This window comes from Pseudomonas sp. St290 (assembly GCF_018325805.1).
In the GTDB taxonomy this organism is placed as follows: Bacteria; Pseudomonadota; Gammaproteobacteria; order Pseudomonadales; family Pseudomonadaceae; genus Aquipseudomonas; species Aquipseudomonas bijieensis.
In genome coordinates, this window is sequence record NZ_AP014703.1 from 4,879,488 (window position 1) to 4,894,503 (window position 15,016).

Annotated in this window: 16 protein-coding genes; 1 reads left to right on the plus strand and 15 read right to left on the minus strand. The window is 62.9% G+C overall.

Features of this window, described 5'->3' with window-relative positions:
- Positions 1–11 precede the first annotated feature (11 nt).
- From PBDP_RS21155 to PBDP_RS21205, 11 genes are all read right to left on the minus strand, one after another.
- Positions 12–983, minus strand: a complete 972-nt coding sequence (locus PBDP_RS21155; RefSeq protein ID WP_109754393.1) for an XdhC family protein — start codon at positions 981–983, stop codon at positions 12–14.
- Complete coding sequence (locus tag PBDP_RS21160; RefSeq protein WP_212801278.1) at positions 983–3,298, minus strand: xanthine dehydrogenase family protein molybdopterin-binding subunit; 2,316 nt, start codon at positions 3,296–3,298, stop codon at positions 983–985. The genes PBDP_RS21155 and PBDP_RS21160 overlap by 1 nt, the downstream gene beginning before the upstream one ends.
- Positions 3,295–3,765, minus strand: a complete 471-nt coding sequence (locus tag PBDP_RS21165; protein WP_109754395.1) for a (2Fe-2S)-binding protein — start codon at positions 3,763–3,765, stop codon at positions 3,295–3,297. Before PBDP_RS21165 ends, PBDP_RS21160 begins: the two co-directional genes overlap by 4 nt.
- 266 nt (positions 3,766–4,031) lie before the next feature.
- Positions 4,032–5,051, minus strand: coding sequence for a UDP-N-acetylmuramate dehydrogenase (gene murB, locus PBDP_RS21170; RefSeq protein WP_109754396.1), 1,020 nt, complete (start codon positions 5,049–5,051; stop codon positions 4,032–4,034).
- The gene (locus PBDP_RS21175) at positions 5,048–5,512 is read right to left on the minus strand and encodes a low molecular weight protein-tyrosine-phosphatase (protein WP_109754397.1); all 465 of its coding nucleotides are present in this window, start codon (positions 5,510–5,512) and stop codon (positions 5,048–5,050) included. Before PBDP_RS21175 ends, murB begins: the two co-directional genes overlap by 4 nt.
- Positions 5,512–6,276, minus strand: a complete 765-nt coding sequence (gene kdsB, locus PBDP_RS21180) for a 3-deoxy-manno-octulosonate cytidylyltransferase (RefSeq protein WP_212801279.1) — start codon at positions 6,274–6,276, stop codon at positions 5,512–5,514. The genes PBDP_RS21175 and kdsB overlap by 1 nt, the downstream gene beginning before the upstream one ends.
- Positions 6,273–6,458 carry a Trm112 family protein gene (locus PBDP_RS21185; protein WP_003179363.1) on the minus strand — a complete coding sequence of 62 codons (186 nt, stop codon included), beginning with the start codon at positions 6,456–6,458 and terminating at the stop codon, positions 6,273–6,275. The genes kdsB and PBDP_RS21185 overlap by 4 nt, the downstream gene beginning before the upstream one ends.
- A gap of 22 nt (positions 6,459–6,480) precedes the next feature.
- Positions 6,481–7,491: a tetraacyldisaccharide 4'-kinase gene (lpxK, locus tag PBDP_RS21190; protein WP_212801280.1), complete on the minus strand. Its 1,011-nt coding sequence runs from the start codon at positions 7,489–7,491 to the stop codon at positions 6,481–6,483.
- Positions 7,491–7,919 (minus strand): flagellar polar localization protein PocB, encoded by a 429-nt coding sequence (gene pocB / locus PBDP_RS21195; protein WP_013694002.1) that lies wholly within the window; start codon positions 7,917–7,919, stop codon positions 7,491–7,493. Before pocB ends, lpxK begins: the two co-directional genes overlap by 1 nt.
- The gene (gene pocA / locus PBDP_RS21200; RefSeq protein ID WP_162893858.1) at positions 7,916–8,551 is read right to left on the minus strand and encodes a flagellar polar localization protein PocA; all 636 of its coding nucleotides are present in this window, start codon (positions 8,549–8,551) and stop codon (positions 7,916–7,918) included. Before pocA ends, pocB begins: the two co-directional genes overlap by 4 nt.
- A gap of 95 nt (positions 8,552–8,646) precedes the next feature.
- Positions 8,647–10,893, minus strand: a complete 2,247-nt coding sequence (locus PBDP_RS21205; RefSeq protein WP_212801281.1) for a DNA internalization-related competence protein ComEC/Rec2 — start codon at positions 10,891–10,893, stop codon at positions 8,647–8,649.
- A gap of 144 nt (positions 10,894–11,037) precedes the next feature.
- Between PBDP_RS21205 and PBDP_RS21210 the strand changes: the two genes are divergently transcribed.
- Positions 11,038–11,553: a DUF2062 domain-containing protein gene (locus PBDP_RS21210; RefSeq protein ID WP_046063671.1), complete on the plus strand. Its 516-nt coding sequence runs from the start codon at positions 11,038–11,040 to the stop codon at positions 11,551–11,553.
- A 144-nt stretch (positions 11,554–11,697) separates the two neighbouring features.
- Here the strand turns inward: PBDP_RS21210 and PBDP_RS21215 are convergent, their stop codons facing one another.
- The 4 genes from PBDP_RS21215 to PBDP_RS21230 all read right to left on the minus strand — a co-directional run bounded on the left by PBDP_RS21215 (position 11,698) and on the right by PBDP_RS21230 (position 14,876).
- On the minus strand, positions 11,698–12,477 hold the full coding sequence (locus PBDP_RS21215) for an ABC transporter permease (protein WP_072347169.1): 780 nt from the start codon (positions 12,475–12,477) through the stop codon (positions 11,698–11,700).
- A 2-nt stretch (positions 12,478–12,479) separates the two neighbouring features.
- The gene (locus PBDP_RS21220; RefSeq protein WP_109754403.1) at positions 12,480–13,412 is read right to left on the minus strand and encodes an ABC transporter ATP-binding protein; all 933 of its coding nucleotides are present in this window, start codon (positions 13,410–13,412) and stop codon (positions 12,480–12,482) included.
- A gap of 136 nt (positions 13,413–13,548) precedes the next feature.
- Complete coding sequence (locus tag PBDP_RS21225) at positions 13,549–14,172, minus strand: glutathione S-transferase family protein (RefSeq protein ID WP_109754529.1); 624 nt, start codon at positions 14,170–14,172, stop codon at positions 13,549–13,551.
- Between the two features lie 44 nt (positions 14,173–14,216).
- Positions 14,217–14,876 (minus strand): transglutaminase-like domain-containing protein, encoded by a 660-nt coding sequence (locus PBDP_RS21230; protein ID WP_109754404.1) that lies wholly within the window; start codon positions 14,874–14,876, stop codon positions 14,217–14,219.
- Between the last annotated feature and the right edge of the window lie 140 nt (positions 14,877–15,016).

The window sequence follows — 15,016 nt, forward strand, 5'->3', positions numbered from 1 at the left end:
TCATCTGCGACCTACTGCGGTTTTTTCTGCCGCAGTTCAACGCCATTCTTGATCGCCACGATTTCGGCCAGCAGCGACAAGGCGATTTCCGCCGGGGTGTGACTGCCGATGTGCAGGCCGATGGGCCCATGCAGGCGCTCGATGGCCTCTGCTGACAAGCCTAGCTGAGCCAGGTTTTCCCGGCGCTTCTGGCTGTTGACCCGCGAACCCAGGGCGCCGACATAAAAAGCCTTGGAGTCCAGGGCCGTGAGCAGCGCCATGTCATCCAGGCGCGGATCATGGGTCAGGGCCACAATGGCGGTGCGTTCGTCGGTCTGGATGCTCAACACGGCCTCGTCAGGCATTCCCGAGACGAAGCGGCCATGCTGCTCTTCCCAACCGTAGACAAACTCCTTGCGCGGATCGCAAATCAGCACTTCGAAGTCCAGCAGCCGGGCCATTTCCGCCACGTAGCGCGAAAGTTGCCCGGCGCCGATCAGCAGCAGCCGCCAACGTGGGCCGTAAATGGCCCGCAGGACCTGGCCATCGAACACCAGGGCATCGGTCTTGCTGGCCGGGGTCAGGACCACGTTGCCATTGGCGACGGTCAGCTCACGGGCGACGATTTCATGGGCTTCGCAGCGTTCCAACAGTTCAGCGACCCACTGTGGATCGCCGACCCGCTCCTCGGTCAGGCGCAAGGTGCCACCGCACGGCAGGCCGAAACGCGCCGCCTCTTCGCGGGTGACGCCATAGGTGATCAGTTGCACCGGCGGACCGTCCGCCGGAATGCGACCGTCGTGAAGCCGGGCGATCAGGTCATCCTCGACACAACCGCCCGACACCGAGCCAATCACCACGCCATCTTCGCGCAGGGCCAGCATCGCCCCTGGCGGCCTCGGTGCGGTGCCCCAGGTCTGCACCACGGTGAACAACACTACCCGCTGCCCGGCGCGGCGCCATTCAAGCACGCTGCGCAGGACGTTCAGATCAACGCTGTCCATCAGGCCTTCGCCTGTTGCCAGCCTTGCAGCTGATACCGCACAGGCAAGTTACGGATGCGCTTGCCGGTGGCGGCGAAAATCGCGTTGCACAACGCTGGCGCGATCGGCGGCACGCCCGGTTCACCGACGCCGCCCAACGGCACCTCGCCCGGCGGAGTGACCAGATGCACCGCCACTTCCTTGGGCGCCAGGGACATGCGCGCCACTTCGTACATGTGGAAATTGTCCTGCTGGACTTTGCCATCCTTGAAACTGATTTCTCCCACCATCGCATTACCCAGGCCCATGACACAGGCGCCTTCGAACTGGGAGCGGATGCGCTCGGGGTTGATCTGCGGGCCACAATCCACGGCGATGTCCGCCTTGTGCACGATCACCGTGCCATCGTCCTTGACCTCCACCTCGATCACCGCCGCCACGTAAGTGACGAAGCTGTAGTGCACCGCCAGCCCCAGGCCACGCCCTTTGGGCAGTTCTCGGCCCCAACCGGCGGCCTTCGCGGCGGTTTCCAGCACCGTGCGGATCCGCGCGGTATCAATCGGATAACGCTCGGGGGATTCGCCGTAGTTCCATTCTTCGCTCAAGGTACGCGGATCGATCTTACGGTCCGGCCCGAGCAATTTGACCTGGTACTTCAGTGGATCCTGACCGGCCTTGTGGGCCAACTCGTCGATGAAGCTCTGGATCGCGAACCCGTGGGGGATATTCGACACCGAGCGATACCAGCCCACCCGGGCATGGGCCACCGCCTCGGGGTTCTCCAGGCGCAGGTTGGGAATGGCGTAGGCCATGTTGGTCACGCCCATGCCGATTTCGAACGGCGCCTCGTGGGTCATGCCCGGCGCGAACAACGCGGTGATGCTCGGGGCTACGGTACGATGCAGCCAACCGGACGGCATGCCATCCTGATTCAGGCCAGCCTTCAGGTATTCGGCCGACACGGTATGGAAATACGAGTGATGGATGTCGTCCTCGCGGGTCCATTGCACCCGGATCGGCTGGCCGGGAAACTCCTTGGCGAGCACCGCCGCTTCGACGACAAAATCAGGCTTGGACTTGCGTCCGAAACCGCCGCCCAACAACGTGATGTTCACCGTGACCTTCTCGAAAGGAATGCCCAGGCGTTCGGCGACACGCTCGCGAGTCACCTGCGGCGCCTGGCTCGGTGCCCAGGCCTCGCATTGGCCGTCCTTGAAACGAGCGACGGCAACCATCGGCTCCATCGGCGACTGGGACAGATGCGGCAGGTAGTACGCCGCTTCCAGGGTCGAGTCGGCCTTGGCCAGCGCGTCGTCGAGGTCGCCGCTACTGCGTACGACTTTGCCGGGCTTGAGGGCCGCCGCTTCCAGCTCCTTGCGATAGGCAATGGAGTCATAAGCGGCATTCGGGCCGTCGTCCCACTGGATTTTCAATGCCTCACGGCCCTTGATCGCCGCCCAGGTGTTCTTCGCCACCACCGCCACGCCGCCCAACGGCTGAAACTCCGAGGGTAGCGGGCGTCCTTCGATCTGCACCACCTTGACCACGCCCGCTACTTTCAGCGCCGCGCTGCTGTCCACGCTCTTGACCTTGCCGCCATAGACCGGCGGACGCGCGATGACGGCGTAGAGCATGCCGTCCAAATGCACATCAGCCCCGAACACGGCGCGGCCATTGACGATGTCCGCGCCATCGATGGCCCGGCTCGCTTCCTTGCCGATATAACGGAACTCGGATGGCTGCTTGAGACGCAAGCTGTCACGGCTCGGTACTGGCAGGACACTGGCGGCAGCGGCCAATTCGCCATAGGCCAATTCGCGACCGGAAGGTTGGTGCAGCACTTTGTGCAGCTGGGCGTGGCATTCACCCACCGGGACCTTCCATTGTGCGGCAGCGGCCAGCTCCAACATGGTTCGGGCGGCAGCACCGCAACGGCGCATCGGCTCGTACCAGTGACGCATGCTGCGTGAACCGTCGGTGTCCTGGTTGCCGAAACGCGCCTCATCGGCCGGCGCCTGTTGCACCTTCACCCGCGCCCAGTCGGCCTCCAGCTCATCGGCCACGACCATGCTCAGGCTGGTGCGCACACCCTGGCCCATTTCCGAACGATTGCAGATCACGGTCACGCTGCCGTCGGCGGCAATGCTGACGTACACCTTCGGGTCGTCGACCGCGCCATGGGGCATGCCCTCGGCGCCGAATTTCTTTTCCTCGGCAAAGGCATCCGGCATCCCCCAACTGGCGGCCAGCACCAGCACACCGGTGGCGCTCGCGCCCTTGAGGAAGCCACGACGGCTGAGGTTGCTCAGCACAAAATCATTGGGCAAGCGGCTCATGCCTTGGCCTCCTTCAGGTGAGTGGAGGCTTGGCGGATCGCGGTCTTGATTCGGTTGTAAGTGCCACAGCGGCAGATGTTGCCAACCATGGCTTCTTCGATCTGCTCATCGCTCGGGTTGGGGTTGGTCTTGAGCAAGGCGGTGGCGGACATGATCTGCCCGCCCTGGCAAAAACCGCACTGGGCCACGGCGGTGTCGAGCCAGGCCTTCTGGACTATTTGCCCAATCGGGTCAGCGTGGAGCCCGTCGATGGTGCTGACGTCCTGCCCTTTCACCGAGCCGATTGGCGTGATGCAACTGCGCGCCGGGGCGCCGTCAATGTGGATGGTGCACGCGCCGCACAGGCCCATGCCGCAGCCGAATTTGGTGCCGTTGTAACCGGCCACGTCCCGGATAGCCCACAGCAGTGGCATGTCCTCGGTCACATCCAGTTGATGGTCTTTTCCATTGAGTTTCAGGGTAATCATGGGCACGCCCGCATAGTTATCGAGTTATGGGGTCGAGCAATCTGCCGCTTGGGTAACGGTTCGGTTGTCGCAGACTGGCTCAGGCTGATCGGGCTCTCTTATCCAGGCGCACGCAGGCGTCTGTATCGGGCCTTAGGGATGCAAGGATCGCATCGTTAGGAAGCTAAATTAACCCAGGATCAAGCAAAACGCCCTGCACAATCCTGCACAAATGATCGTGCGCAGGGTGTACAGGGCGTTTTTTCAGGCGGTTGCGAAAGCCCGGTTCAGTAACGATTGGGTTCCATTTCGAGCTCGACCTGGAAACGTTCGGCAATGTCTTTCTGGATGCGCAGCGCCAGGTCCAACAGCTGCGGGCCCGTGGCCTTGCCGTAGTTGACCAGCACCAACGCCTGCAACTTGTGTACCCCGGCATCACCCTCGCGAAAGCCCTTCCAGCCGGCCCGTTCGATCAGCCAGCCGGCGGCGATTTTCATCTGCCCTTCAGGCTGTGGATAAGCCACCAGGTCAGGGTATTGCAGCTTGAGATGGTCAACGTGGGTGGCCGGCACCAGCGGGTTCTTGAAGAAACTGCCCGCATTGCCCAGCACGGCCGGGTCCGGAAGTTTTTCACTGCGGATACTGCAAATCGCCCGGCTCACATCGGCAGGCGTCGCCTGCTCGATGCCCTGCTCGGTCAATCGCTGGCGGACCGGTCCGTACTCCAGGTGCAAATGCGCGGCGCGACTGAGGGCGAAACGCACCCGCAGGATCAACCAACGCCCCACCTGCTGCTTGAACAGGCTGTCGCGATAGGCGAAGCGGCATTCCTCCAAGGTGAACTCGCGCAGCTCGCCGGTCTGGCGATCCAGCGCGGTGAGGCCGGCAAAGACATCCTTGATCTCCACGCCATAGGCACCGATGTTTTGCATCGGTGCCGCCCCAACCGTACCGGGAATCAGGCTGAGATTTTCCAGGCCCGACCAGCCTTGCGCCAGCGTGTGCTGGACGAAGGGGTGCCAAGGTTCCCCGGCTTCGGCTTCGACCACCACCCGCTCGCCGTCATCGCTGAGCAAACGAATCCCCCGGCTGGCCATGCGCACCACCAATGCGTCGATGTCGCCGGTCAGCAACAGGTTGCTGCCGCCGCCGATCACCAGCAATGGCACAGCATGTTCGCTGGCATAAGCCAACGCCTCGCGAACATCGCCATCGTCGTGGGCTTCAGCGAACAAGCGGGCAGTGACGTCCACTCCGAAGCTGTTGAAGGGCTTGAGACTGACGCCCGCCCGTACCTGCAAGGTCATAACCGCCCCTTCAATTCGATCACCAGGCGATCCGTGGCGCGCTCGATCAAGTCCAGCACCTGCTCGAAGCCCTGCTCGCCGTCGTAGTACGGGTCCGGCACATCGTCGAGTTCGGCTTCGTAGCGCCGCAGGAACAGATCCAACTCGGCCTTGCCGTTGGCCGGTTGCAGGGCCTTGAGGTGGCGCAGGTTGCTGCTGTCCATCGCCAGGATCAGGTCGTAGCTGGCGAAGTCGGCGCGGGTGACCTGTTGCGCGCGCTGGGCCGACAAGTCGTAGCCCCGCTTCAGGGCCGCAGCCTGGCTGCGCTTGTCCGGGGCTTTACCGACGTGCCAGTCACCGGTGCCGGCGGAAGCGACTTCCACCTGCCCGGCCAACCCGGCCTCACGCAACTTGTGGCGCAGGATGCCTTCGGCGGTGGGCGAGCGGCAGATGTTGCCGAGGCAGACGAACAGGACCCGCATCAAGCCTCCAGCAGGCGACGAACGCGCTCGAGGTCTTCGGCGGTGTCGACACCGGTCGGCGGAGCGATCAGCGCATCGGCGACGTGGATCCGCACGCCATGCCACAGGGCACGCAGTTGCTCCAGGGATTCAGTGTTTTCCAACCAGCATGGGCCCCAGGCGACGAAGTCCTGGAGGAAACCAGCACGGTAGGCATAGATACCGATATGGCGGCGGTACGGTACGCCTTCGGGCAGTACATCGGGGTTCTTGGCAAACGCGTCCCGGGCCCAGGGCAATATTGCACGGCTGAAGGTCAGCGCCAGGCCATTGAGGTCACTCACAACCTTGACCACGCTAGGGTTGAACAGGGTCTGCGCATCCTCGATCGGCTCGGCCAGGGTGGCCATGCGCGCTTCGGTGTGGGCCGCAAGGTTGGCGGCGACCTGATCGATGACGCTGGGTGGGATCAAGGGCTCGTCACCTTGCACATTGACGACGATGGCGTCGGCGGCAAGACCGAGTGTCGCCGCGACCTCCGCCAGGCGATCGGTACCGGAATTATGGTCTTCGCGAGTCAGGACCACCTCGGCGCCAAAGCTTTTGCAGGCCTCGACGATGCGCGCATCGTCAGTCGCCACCACCACGCGCTGGGCGCTGCTTTTGCAGGCCTGCTCCCAGACGTGCTGGATCATCGGCTTGCCGGCGATCGACAGCAACGGCTTGCCGGGCAGGCGCGTCGAGGCGAAGCGCGACGGAATGACAACGGTAAAGGCTGCGGTCATTTATCCAGGCGCTCATCGGTGGTCAGGGTGCGGGCTTCGCTTTCGAGCATCACCGGGATGCCGTCGCGAATCGGGTAGGCCAGGCCGGCGCCCTTGCTGATCAGTTCGGTCTTGTCGGCGCTGAGCTTGAGCGGGCCTTTGCAGACCGGGCAGGCCAGAATATCGAGCAATTTGGTGTCCATGGTATTCCCCTGGATGAAAGGTTTAAGGCAAAAGCCGATCCGGCAACAGGCGCATCAACTGCGTATCGAACCAGGCCGCGAAGGCCGGCGATGGCGCGGCGTCCACCGCCAGGTACCACCAGTCAGGTGCAGCAAAGGCACGGCATTTGACCGCATCCTTTTCCGTCATGACCACTGGCAGCGAAGGTGTGAAACTCAAGGCCTGGGCGCTGTATTCGGCGTGGTCGGCAAACCCGTGCGGTATTGGCCGCCAGTGTAGCGTTTCGAGGGTCTTGAAGAAACGCTGGGGGTTGCCGATGCCGGCCACGGCGTGCAAGGCCTGGCCAGGTGGAAAATGGTCGAGAGGACGGCGTTCGCCACTGGCCAGGTTCACCAGTTCGGTGGGGCGCAATTGGAAGGCAAAGCCGTCTTCGCGGTCGGCGCTGGCGCCGTTGTACAGCACGGCGTCGACCGATTGCAGGCGCTCGACCGGTTCGCGCAACGGCCCGGCGGGCAGGCAACGGCGGTTGCCCAGGCCCCGGGCGCTGTCGATCAGCACCAGCTCAAGGTCCCGGGCCAGCCGATAATGCTGCAGGCCGTCGTCGGACAGGATCAGGTCCAGCGGTTCGGCCGCAAGCAATGCCTGGACCGCACGACTGCGATCAGGGTCGATCATCAACGGCACGCCTGTGCGCTGGACGATCAACAGCGGCTCATCACCGGCGACGTCGGCGCCCTGCTCGGCCGTGACTCGCCAGGGCAGTTGCGGCGGCTTGGCGCCATAACCCCGGCTGACCACGCCGACCCGCAAGCCGCTGCGCTGGCAATGTTGGATCATCCACAGGATCAGCGGCGTCTTGCCAGTGCCGCCGACCGTGATATTGCCCACCACCACCAGCGGCACGGGGGGCTGATAGATCTGCCCTTCACCCGCCAGGAAACGCTGGCGCTTGCCCACCACCACTCGTCGATACAACCACTCCAGCGGCCGTAGCAGGGTCAGGGCCGGGTGACCTTCGTACCACGCGGCAAGCAATCGATCGGACATGGCCATCAGGGTGCGGGAGCCGCCTCGACCGTGGTCATGCGCAGATGGCTGAAACCGAGCTTGCCGGCCGCATCCATGGCAGTGATCACCGATTGATGGGGGGTCTTGCCGTCGGCGCTGATGGACAGCGGCAGGTTGGTGTCGCCGCCAGACTCTTTTTGCAGGGCCTCGATCAGGCTCGCCAGGTCGCTCTTGGGCAGCAATTGGTTGTTCACCGAGAACGCCCCTTCGGCGCTGATGGTGATTTCCAGGTTCTTCAGTTGCTGGTCTTCGGCCGGCGAGCCGCTGACGGCCTGCGGCAATTCAACCTTGAGCTGGGTTTCCCGGGTGAATGTGGTGGTCACGACGAAAAACAGCAGCAGGATGAACACCACGTCGATCAGCGACGCGAGGTTGATCTCGATGTTTTCCCGTGGCTTGCGGCGGAATTTCACTTCTTGTCCCCAGCCAGGTCCACATCACGGTCACCTTGCACCACCTCGACCAGCTTGATGGCTTCCTGCTCCATGCCAACCACCAGTTCGTCCACGCGGCGTTGCAGGAACCGATGGAAGAACACGGCCGGAATACCCACCATCAGGCCGGCGGCAGTGGTGATCAGGGCCTTGGAAATCCCCCCCGCCAGTACCGCGGCGTTGGTGGTCATGCCCGAGCCGGTAAACGCACTGAAGATGTCGATCATGCCCAACACGGTACCCAGCAGGCCCAGCAGCGGGGACATGGCGGCGATGGTTCCCAGGGTATTGATGTAGCGTTCCAGTTCATGGATGACCCGGGCGGCAGCTTCCTCGATGCACTCCTTCATGATCTCGCGACCATGCTTGGAGTTCGCCAGGCCGGCGGCGAGGACTTCGCCCAACGGCGAACTGGCCCGCAGCTCCTTGAGCTTGTCCTTGTTCAGTTGCTTGTCCTTGATCCAGACCCAGACCTGCCCGAGCAGATGCTCCGGGGTCACGCGGCTGGCCCGCAGGGTCCACAGGCGTTCGGCAACGATACCCAGTGCCGCGATGGAACTCAGAATGATCGGCAACATCATCCAGCCGCCGGATTTGACCAATTCCCACACAGTGACTGCCCCCTCGAAAAAGTGCGCCACTTTATCACACAGACTCGCCTTGCAGACCCGCCCCGCCGATAAGCGCATCAGCCGATTGCGCTGGATCAATATTGCCCCGGTGGCCCGACTGTTGGCCGATCGCGCCAGTAACGTCGGTGTCCGGCCTCGGTGCGCGGCAGCTCGAAAGCCCCCAGTTGCAGACGAATGGCGCCCTGCTCGGCGCTGTCGTAGATCGCCAGGCCCGAGCGTCGATAGCGGGCCATCACCTGCGGATGGGGATGGCCGAACGCGTTGCCCTGCCCTCGGGAAATCAACACCGAATGCGGCTTGAGACGTGACAGCAGCGCCATCGACGACGAACTGCGGCTGCCATGGTGAGGCGCGGCCAGCCACTGGATCGGTAGTGCCAGGGCCTCGTCGAGCAAGGCGCGTTCGGCATGGATGTCGATATCGCCGGTCAGCAGCAAGCGTTCACCGCCGGCCTCCACCAGCAAGACACAGGATTTCTGGTTGCTTTCGACGGCAGAGGCCCATCGCCACAGCTCGAACCCGACTCCGTCCCATTCCCAGCGTCGGCCACTGTCGCAGGGCCCGGCCAGCAACTCGGCGGGCAGCGCATCGGGATCGCCGCTGATCACTTCCCTCGTCGGCAGCCCGTTGCGTACGGCCGGGGCACCACCGGCATGATCGGCGTCGGCATGGCTGAGCAGCATCAGGTCCAAGCCTCGAACCCCCAGTTTGCGCAAGGTCGGCAGGACGACCCGCTCGCCCACATCGGCCTCGCCAAAACGCGGCCCGGCGTCGTATAGCAGGGTGTGCCGTCGGGTCCGCACCAGCACCGCCAGCCCTTGGCCCACATCCAGTTGCCAGATCTCGGCTTGCCCTGGCGGCAGGTGTTCTCGCGGTGGAAAAACCATCAGCAACACCATTGGCCACCCCAGTACACGTAGCGGCACACCTTTGGGCAACAGCAGCAGAAAAGCGCCGAGAACGGCGATACCCAGGGCCCAGTTCGGGACTGCGGCCGGGACCCAGGCCGGCATTCGTCCGGCGACCAGCGTCAGCCCCTTGAACAGCAGATCGAGCAGTCCGCCGGCGATCCACAGCAGTCCTTCGCCAATGAGAGGGACCGGCAACAACGCCGTGCCGAGCAGCGCCGACGGCAAGACCAACAGGCTGATCCAGGGCACCGCGAGCAGGTTCACCAGCGGCCCGCTGAGACTGACCGGCAACCCCACGATCAACAACAACGGACACAGGCCGACCGCGACGAGCCACTGGGCACGGGTCCAGGTTTGCCACCAGCGCCAGGGTCCCAGGCGACCGCCAAAGGTGAACATCAAGATGGCGACAGCCGCAAACGATAACCAGAACCCTGGCCGCAGGTTGGCCAGCGGGTCGAACACCAGCACTCCGGCGAAGGCCAGCAGCCATGCCCACCACGGATCTGGCTGCTTGAAGCGCAAGCGCCACAACAGCACCAGGCCGATCATCGTGCAGGCCCGCCGCACCGGTACCTCGAACCCGGCGAGCAAGCCGTAGCCCAGGGCGGCGCAGAAGGCCAGCGCGCAGGCCCAAGGCAACCACGCCAGACCTGCCGGCCACAGGCCATAGCGCGCCGCGCCAGCCACCAACAGGTACACCAGGCCGGCAAGCAGGCCGATGTGTTGCCCGGAGATCACCAGCAAGTGGACGGTGCCGGTGTCTTGCAGCACCTGCCAATCTTCGCGAGTCAGCCCGCCGCCGTCGCCCAGAACCAACGCCGCCAGCGCACCGGAGCGGCCGTGGGCGTCGACCTGTGCCAGCGCCTGGCGCACCTCATCCCGCCAGGCGCCCCGGGCCGCCTGCAAAAGACGGCCGTCCTTGACCGTACCGGTCGCGCCGATACCGCGACTCAACAACCAGGCTGAATAATCGAAGCCGTGTGGGTTCAGCAACCCGGCGGGTCGCTTGAGTTTCACCGCCAATCGCCAGCGCTCGCCGCTGTTGACCGGCGGGCCACCGAACCACGCGAGACGCAGTGTCGTCGGTAGCCGGGTACGACGTGAATGGGCATCAGCCAGTTCGAAACGCACCACGCCATCGCCCTGTTGCGGCAAACCGACGACGCGCCCCTCGACCCAACGGGTTTCTCCATCGAGCGCGACGGATAACCGATCGTCCAGCGCAAACTGCGCCGACAGACAGGCCCAGGCCAGCCCGAACAGGAAGAAACCCAGCGGATAGGTTCGAAACGGCAACGCCATCAATGCCACTACCGGCATGGCTGCAATCAGCCACAACGGTGGCAGTGCCGGTAAAAAAATCGGGGCCAACAGCCCCAGTGCAAGCGCGACTAACCCTGTGCGCATAACCCGTCCTTGAGAGTGCCCTCTCCAGGCATAGACGGTCCATGGCACTGCCGGCGTTATCAATTGTCACAAAGTCTGAATCTGCCAGCCGTAGAATCCGGACATACTTGCGGCCTCACTGCGTTGAACCGACCGAGAAGCCTTATGCCCCGGCGCCTATTCAAACGTTACATGCCAGACCCAGAGAGCATCCGGGAACACAAATCCTTACGTTTTCTCGGCACCCTGCTGCACGACCCCAACCTTTGGCACCTCAATCGGCACTCCGTGGCCCGGGCGATGGCTGTTGGCCTGTTTGCCGCGTTCTTGCCAATCCCGTTGCAAATGTTGCTGGCCGCCGCATTGGCCGTCACGGTGCGCGGCAATATGCCGATCGCGGTGAGCCTGGTGTGGCTGACCAATCCGATCACCATGCCGGCGGTGTTCTTCTGCACTTACCAGACCGGCGCCTGGCTGATGGACGTGCCCGCCCGGACATTGCCCGAAGAACTGACCTGGGAATGGATCAGCGGCCAGTTGTCCACCTTGTGGCAGCCGTTCCTGCTCGGTTCGGTGGTGACCGGCCTGGTACTCGGCGCCCTGGCCTACTTCGTCACCATGAGTTACTGGCGCTGGTGGGTGGCGCGGCAGTGGAGGCGGCGCAAGAAAAGCCGAATGTGAAATGCAAAAAGGCCTCCTGGGAATGGAGGCCTTTTTTTGGTGCGCTTGCTGATGCCATCGCGAGCAGGCTCGCTCCCACAAGGAAACGCATTTCAATGTGGGAGCGAGCCTGCTCGCGATATATCAGTCAACACACCTGCTGGATCAGGTACGCATCCCGCGCCCGCTGACCAGCAACCGCGCACAACCGATGTAGAGCACTACGGTCGCGACCAGCATGAAGGTAATCGCGATGCTGATCTTGATGTCCGACACCCCGAGGATGCCGTAGCGAAAGGCGTTGACCATGTGCAGCACCGGGTTGGCCAGGGACACGGTCTGCCAGAACGGTGGCAGCAGCGAGATCGAGTAGAACACCCCGCCCAGGTAGGTCAGCGGCGTGAGCACGAACGTCGGGATGATGGAGATGTCATCGAAGTTGCGCGCAAACACGGCATTGATGAAACCCAGCAATGAAAAGATCGTCGCCGTGAGCACCACCACCAGCACCGTCACCCCCAGGTGATGCACCTGCAGATGGGTGAAGAACAACGACAGCAGGGTCACGATCAGGCCCACCGCCAGCCCCCGCAACACGCCGCCCAGGGTGTAGCCGATGAGGATCGTGTGGGGCGATACCGGCGAGACCATCAGTTCTTCGATCGAACGCTGGAACTTGCTGCCAAAGAAGCTCGACACCACGTTGCCGTAGGAGTTGGTGATCACCGACATCATGATCAGCCCCGGCACGATGTAGTCCATGTACGTGAAGCCGCCCATGTCGCCGATCTGCCGGCCGATCAGGTTACCGAAGATCACGAAGTACAAGACCATGGTGATGGCTGGCGGCAGCAGTGTCTGCGGCCAGATCCGCATGAAACGCCGGACTTCGCGGTACACGATGGTATTGAGGGCGATGAGGTTGGGGCGCAGTTCAGAACTCACACTCATACCGCCACCTTCGCCAGATTTTTCTCCACCAGGGACACGAACAACTCCTCGAGGCGATTGGTTTTATTGCGCAGGCTCTGCACTTCAATGTTTTGCAGGGCCAGTTGGGTGAACAGCCCGGTGATACCCACGGTTTTGTCCACCTGGACTTCCAGGGTGTGGCTGTCCACCAGGCGGGCCGGATAACCGATAAGTTGGGGCGCGGCCTTCAGGTCGTTTTTCAGGTCCAGCACGAAGGTTTCCACATGCAGTTGGCTGAGCAACTGGCGCATGCTGGTGTTCTCGACGATGGTGCCGTGGTCGATGATGCCGATGTTGCGGCACAACTGCTCAGCCTCTTCCAGGTAATGGGTGGTGAGGATGATGGTGATGCCTTTCTGGTTCAGCTCGGTCAGGAAGCTCCACATCGAACGACGCAACTCGATGTCCACGCCGGCGGTCGGTTCGTCGAGGATCAGCAGCCGCGGTTCATGCACCAGCGCCCGGGCAATCATCAGTCGCCGCTTCATGCCGCCGGACAATGAACGGGACGGCACGTCACGCTTGTCCCACAGGCCCAATTGGGTCAGGTACTGCTCGGCGCGCTCATTGGCGATCTTCGGCGGGATGCCGTAGTAGCCGGCCTGGGTCACGACGATGTCGAAGGTCTTTTCGAACTGGTTGAAGTTGAACTCCTGGGGCACCACGCCAATGCAGCGCTTGAGCGCGGCGGGCTCGCGGTCCAGGTCATGCCCAAAGACATTCACCGTGCCGCTGGTCTTGTTCACCAGGGTGGAAAGAATGCCGATGGTGGTGGATTTGCCGGCACCGTTAGGGCCGAGCAAGGCGAAGAAATCACCTTCGGCGACGTCCAGATCGATACCACTCAAGGCCTGGAAACCGTTGCCGTAGGTTTTGGTTAGCTGCCGGATGGACAGAGCGGAACTCATATCGGATTACGCACCAAGAAGGGAGGGAAGAAAACAATAGATAAGGGCGGGCGGCGAGCAATGCAACCACTGCGCACGAAGGCAATGGTGAGTGGCGTCGCCGCACAAGTACAGTCAAGTGTGTCGATAGTAAGTATTAAGTCAACGCGGTCATGACGGCCTTGCGGTAGGCCGGACGCTGCTGCAACCGCGCGTACCAGGCCTGTACGCCAGGTAGCTCGGCGCGCTGGATGGGCATCTCGAACCAGGCATAAATGAAACTGCCCAGGGGAATGTCACCCATGCCGATTTGATTACCCGACAGGTAGGGCTGTTCGCTCAAGGTTCGCTCGACCATCGCCAACAAGTCATCGCACTCCTTGATCGCCGCGTTGATGGCCGTCCAGTCCTGTTGCTCGGCCGGGGTGCGCAACACGCCCCAGAACACCGTGCGAAACGGTGCGGCAAAGCTGGACGTGGTCCAGTCCATCCATTTTTCAGCCTGGGCCCGTGCCTGCACGTCAGCGGGATACCAGGCCGAACCCGACGCATGGCGAGCAGCCAGGTACCGCACGATGGTATTGGATTCCCAGAGCACGAAACCGTCGTCCTCGATCATCGGCACGCGGCCGTTGGGGTTTTTCGCACGGTACTCGGGCGTGTCCACCACCCCGAATGCCCCGCCCGCATCAATGGCCTGGTAGGCCAGTCCCAACTCTTCCGCGCACCACAACGCCTTGCGCACATTCGATGAATTTTTCCGGCCCCATATCTTCAGCATCACGGCGTCCTCGATGGATAAATGCTGCCGCAGCATACGCCGGATCAGGCGTGACTCAAATCGCCCTGCATGTCGCCGAGCAAGAGCGGCACCTGCTCGCCAAATAGATGTGGGTAGCATTTCTCCAGGTGTTCGAAGAAAAACGCCTCGGGCACATCGGTGAACTGACCGTGGTCGGTGACGTATTCCATCAACTTCGCCCCTTGTCGATTGAACGGGTGGAAAACGCTGTCGTGACGACCGTCGAATTCCAGCGGAGCCACGTCGAACAACTCGCACAACCCCTGGTTGAAAGCCGGCGTCGCCTTGACCCAGCGGTCGTTCAGGTACAGCTCGGTATAACCATGCATGGCGAACACGTCGCTCCTGAGCAATTCCAGCAGGCGTGGGGTGGACAGGTGGTTGCGCACATCCGCCAGGCCGATACGCGCCGGGATGCCGCAATGCCGGGCACAACCGGCCAGCAAGGTGGCCTTGGGCACGCAATAGCTTTCACCGGAAACCAGCGCATGACTGCCGCGCAGGGTCGCCGGGTCGCGACTGAAGGTATAGGGGTTGTACCGTACCGCCTCGCGCACGGCGTAATACAGGCTGACCGCCTGGGCCAGCGGGTCGCGCTCGGCACCGCGGTGGGTTTCGGTGAAGTCGATGACCGCAGGGTGATCGCTGTCGATGAAGGGGCCGGGGTTCAGGTATTGCTGCATAAAAGGAAAGCCTCTCGGGAAACATCACTCCCCCTCAGGGTCGAACTCGGTCTTTGTGGCGAGGGGATTTATCCCCGCTGGACGCGAAGCGGCCCTAAACCTGACACCTCGGTGTGCCAGGCAGATTGAGAGGGCCTGCC

Coding starts and splice junctions, on each gene's coding strand:
- PBDP_RS21210 (WP_046063671.1), top strand. CDS start 11,038: ATGCCCCGGCGCCTATTCAAACGTTACATGCCAGACCCAGAGAGCATC.
- PBDP_RS21165 (WP_109754395.1), bottom strand. CDS start 3,765: ATGATTACCCTGAAACTCAATGGAAAAGACCATCAACTGGATGTGACC.
- PBDP_RS21175 (WP_109754397.1), bottom strand. CDS start 5,512: ATGCGGGTCCTGTTCGTCTGCCTCGGCAACATCTGCCGCTCGCCCACC.
- PBDP_RS21185 (WP_003179363.1), bottom strand. CDS start 6,458: ATGGACACCAAATTGCTCGATATTCTGGCCTGCCCGGTCTGCAAAGGC.
- lpxK (WP_212801280.1), bottom strand. CDS start 7,491: ATGGCCATGTCCGATCGATTGCTTGCCGCGTGGTACGAAGGTCACCCG.
- kdsB (WP_212801279.1), bottom strand. CDS start 6,276: ATGACCGCAGCCTTTACCGTTGTCATTCCGTCGCGCTTCGCCTCGACG.
- PBDP_RS21205 (WP_212801281.1), bottom strand. CDS start 10,893: ATGCGCACAGGGTTAGTCGCGCTTGCACTGGGGCTGTTGGCCCCGATT.
- PBDP_RS21220 (WP_109754403.1), bottom strand. CDS start 13,412: ATGAGTTCCGCTCTGTCCATCCGGCAGCTAACCAAAACCTACGGCAAC.
- PBDP_RS21155 (WP_109754393.1), bottom strand. CDS start 983: ATGGACAGCGTTGATCTGAACGTCCTGCGCAGCGTGCTTGAATGGCGC.
- PBDP_RS21230 (WP_109754404.1), bottom strand. CDS start 14,876: ATGCAGCAATACCTGAACCCCGGCCCCTTCATCGACAGCGATCACCCT.
- murB (WP_109754396.1), bottom strand. CDS start 5,051: ATGACCTTGCAGGTACGGGCGGGCGTCAGTCTCAAGCCCTTCAACAGC.
- PBDP_RS21160 (WP_212801278.1), bottom strand. CDS start 3,298: ATGAGCCGCTTGCCCAATGATTTTGTGCTGAGCAACCTCAGCCGTCGT.
- PBDP_RS21225 (WP_109754529.1), bottom strand. CDS start 14,172: ATGCTGAAGATATGGGGCCGGAAAAATTCATCGAATGTGCGCAAGGCG.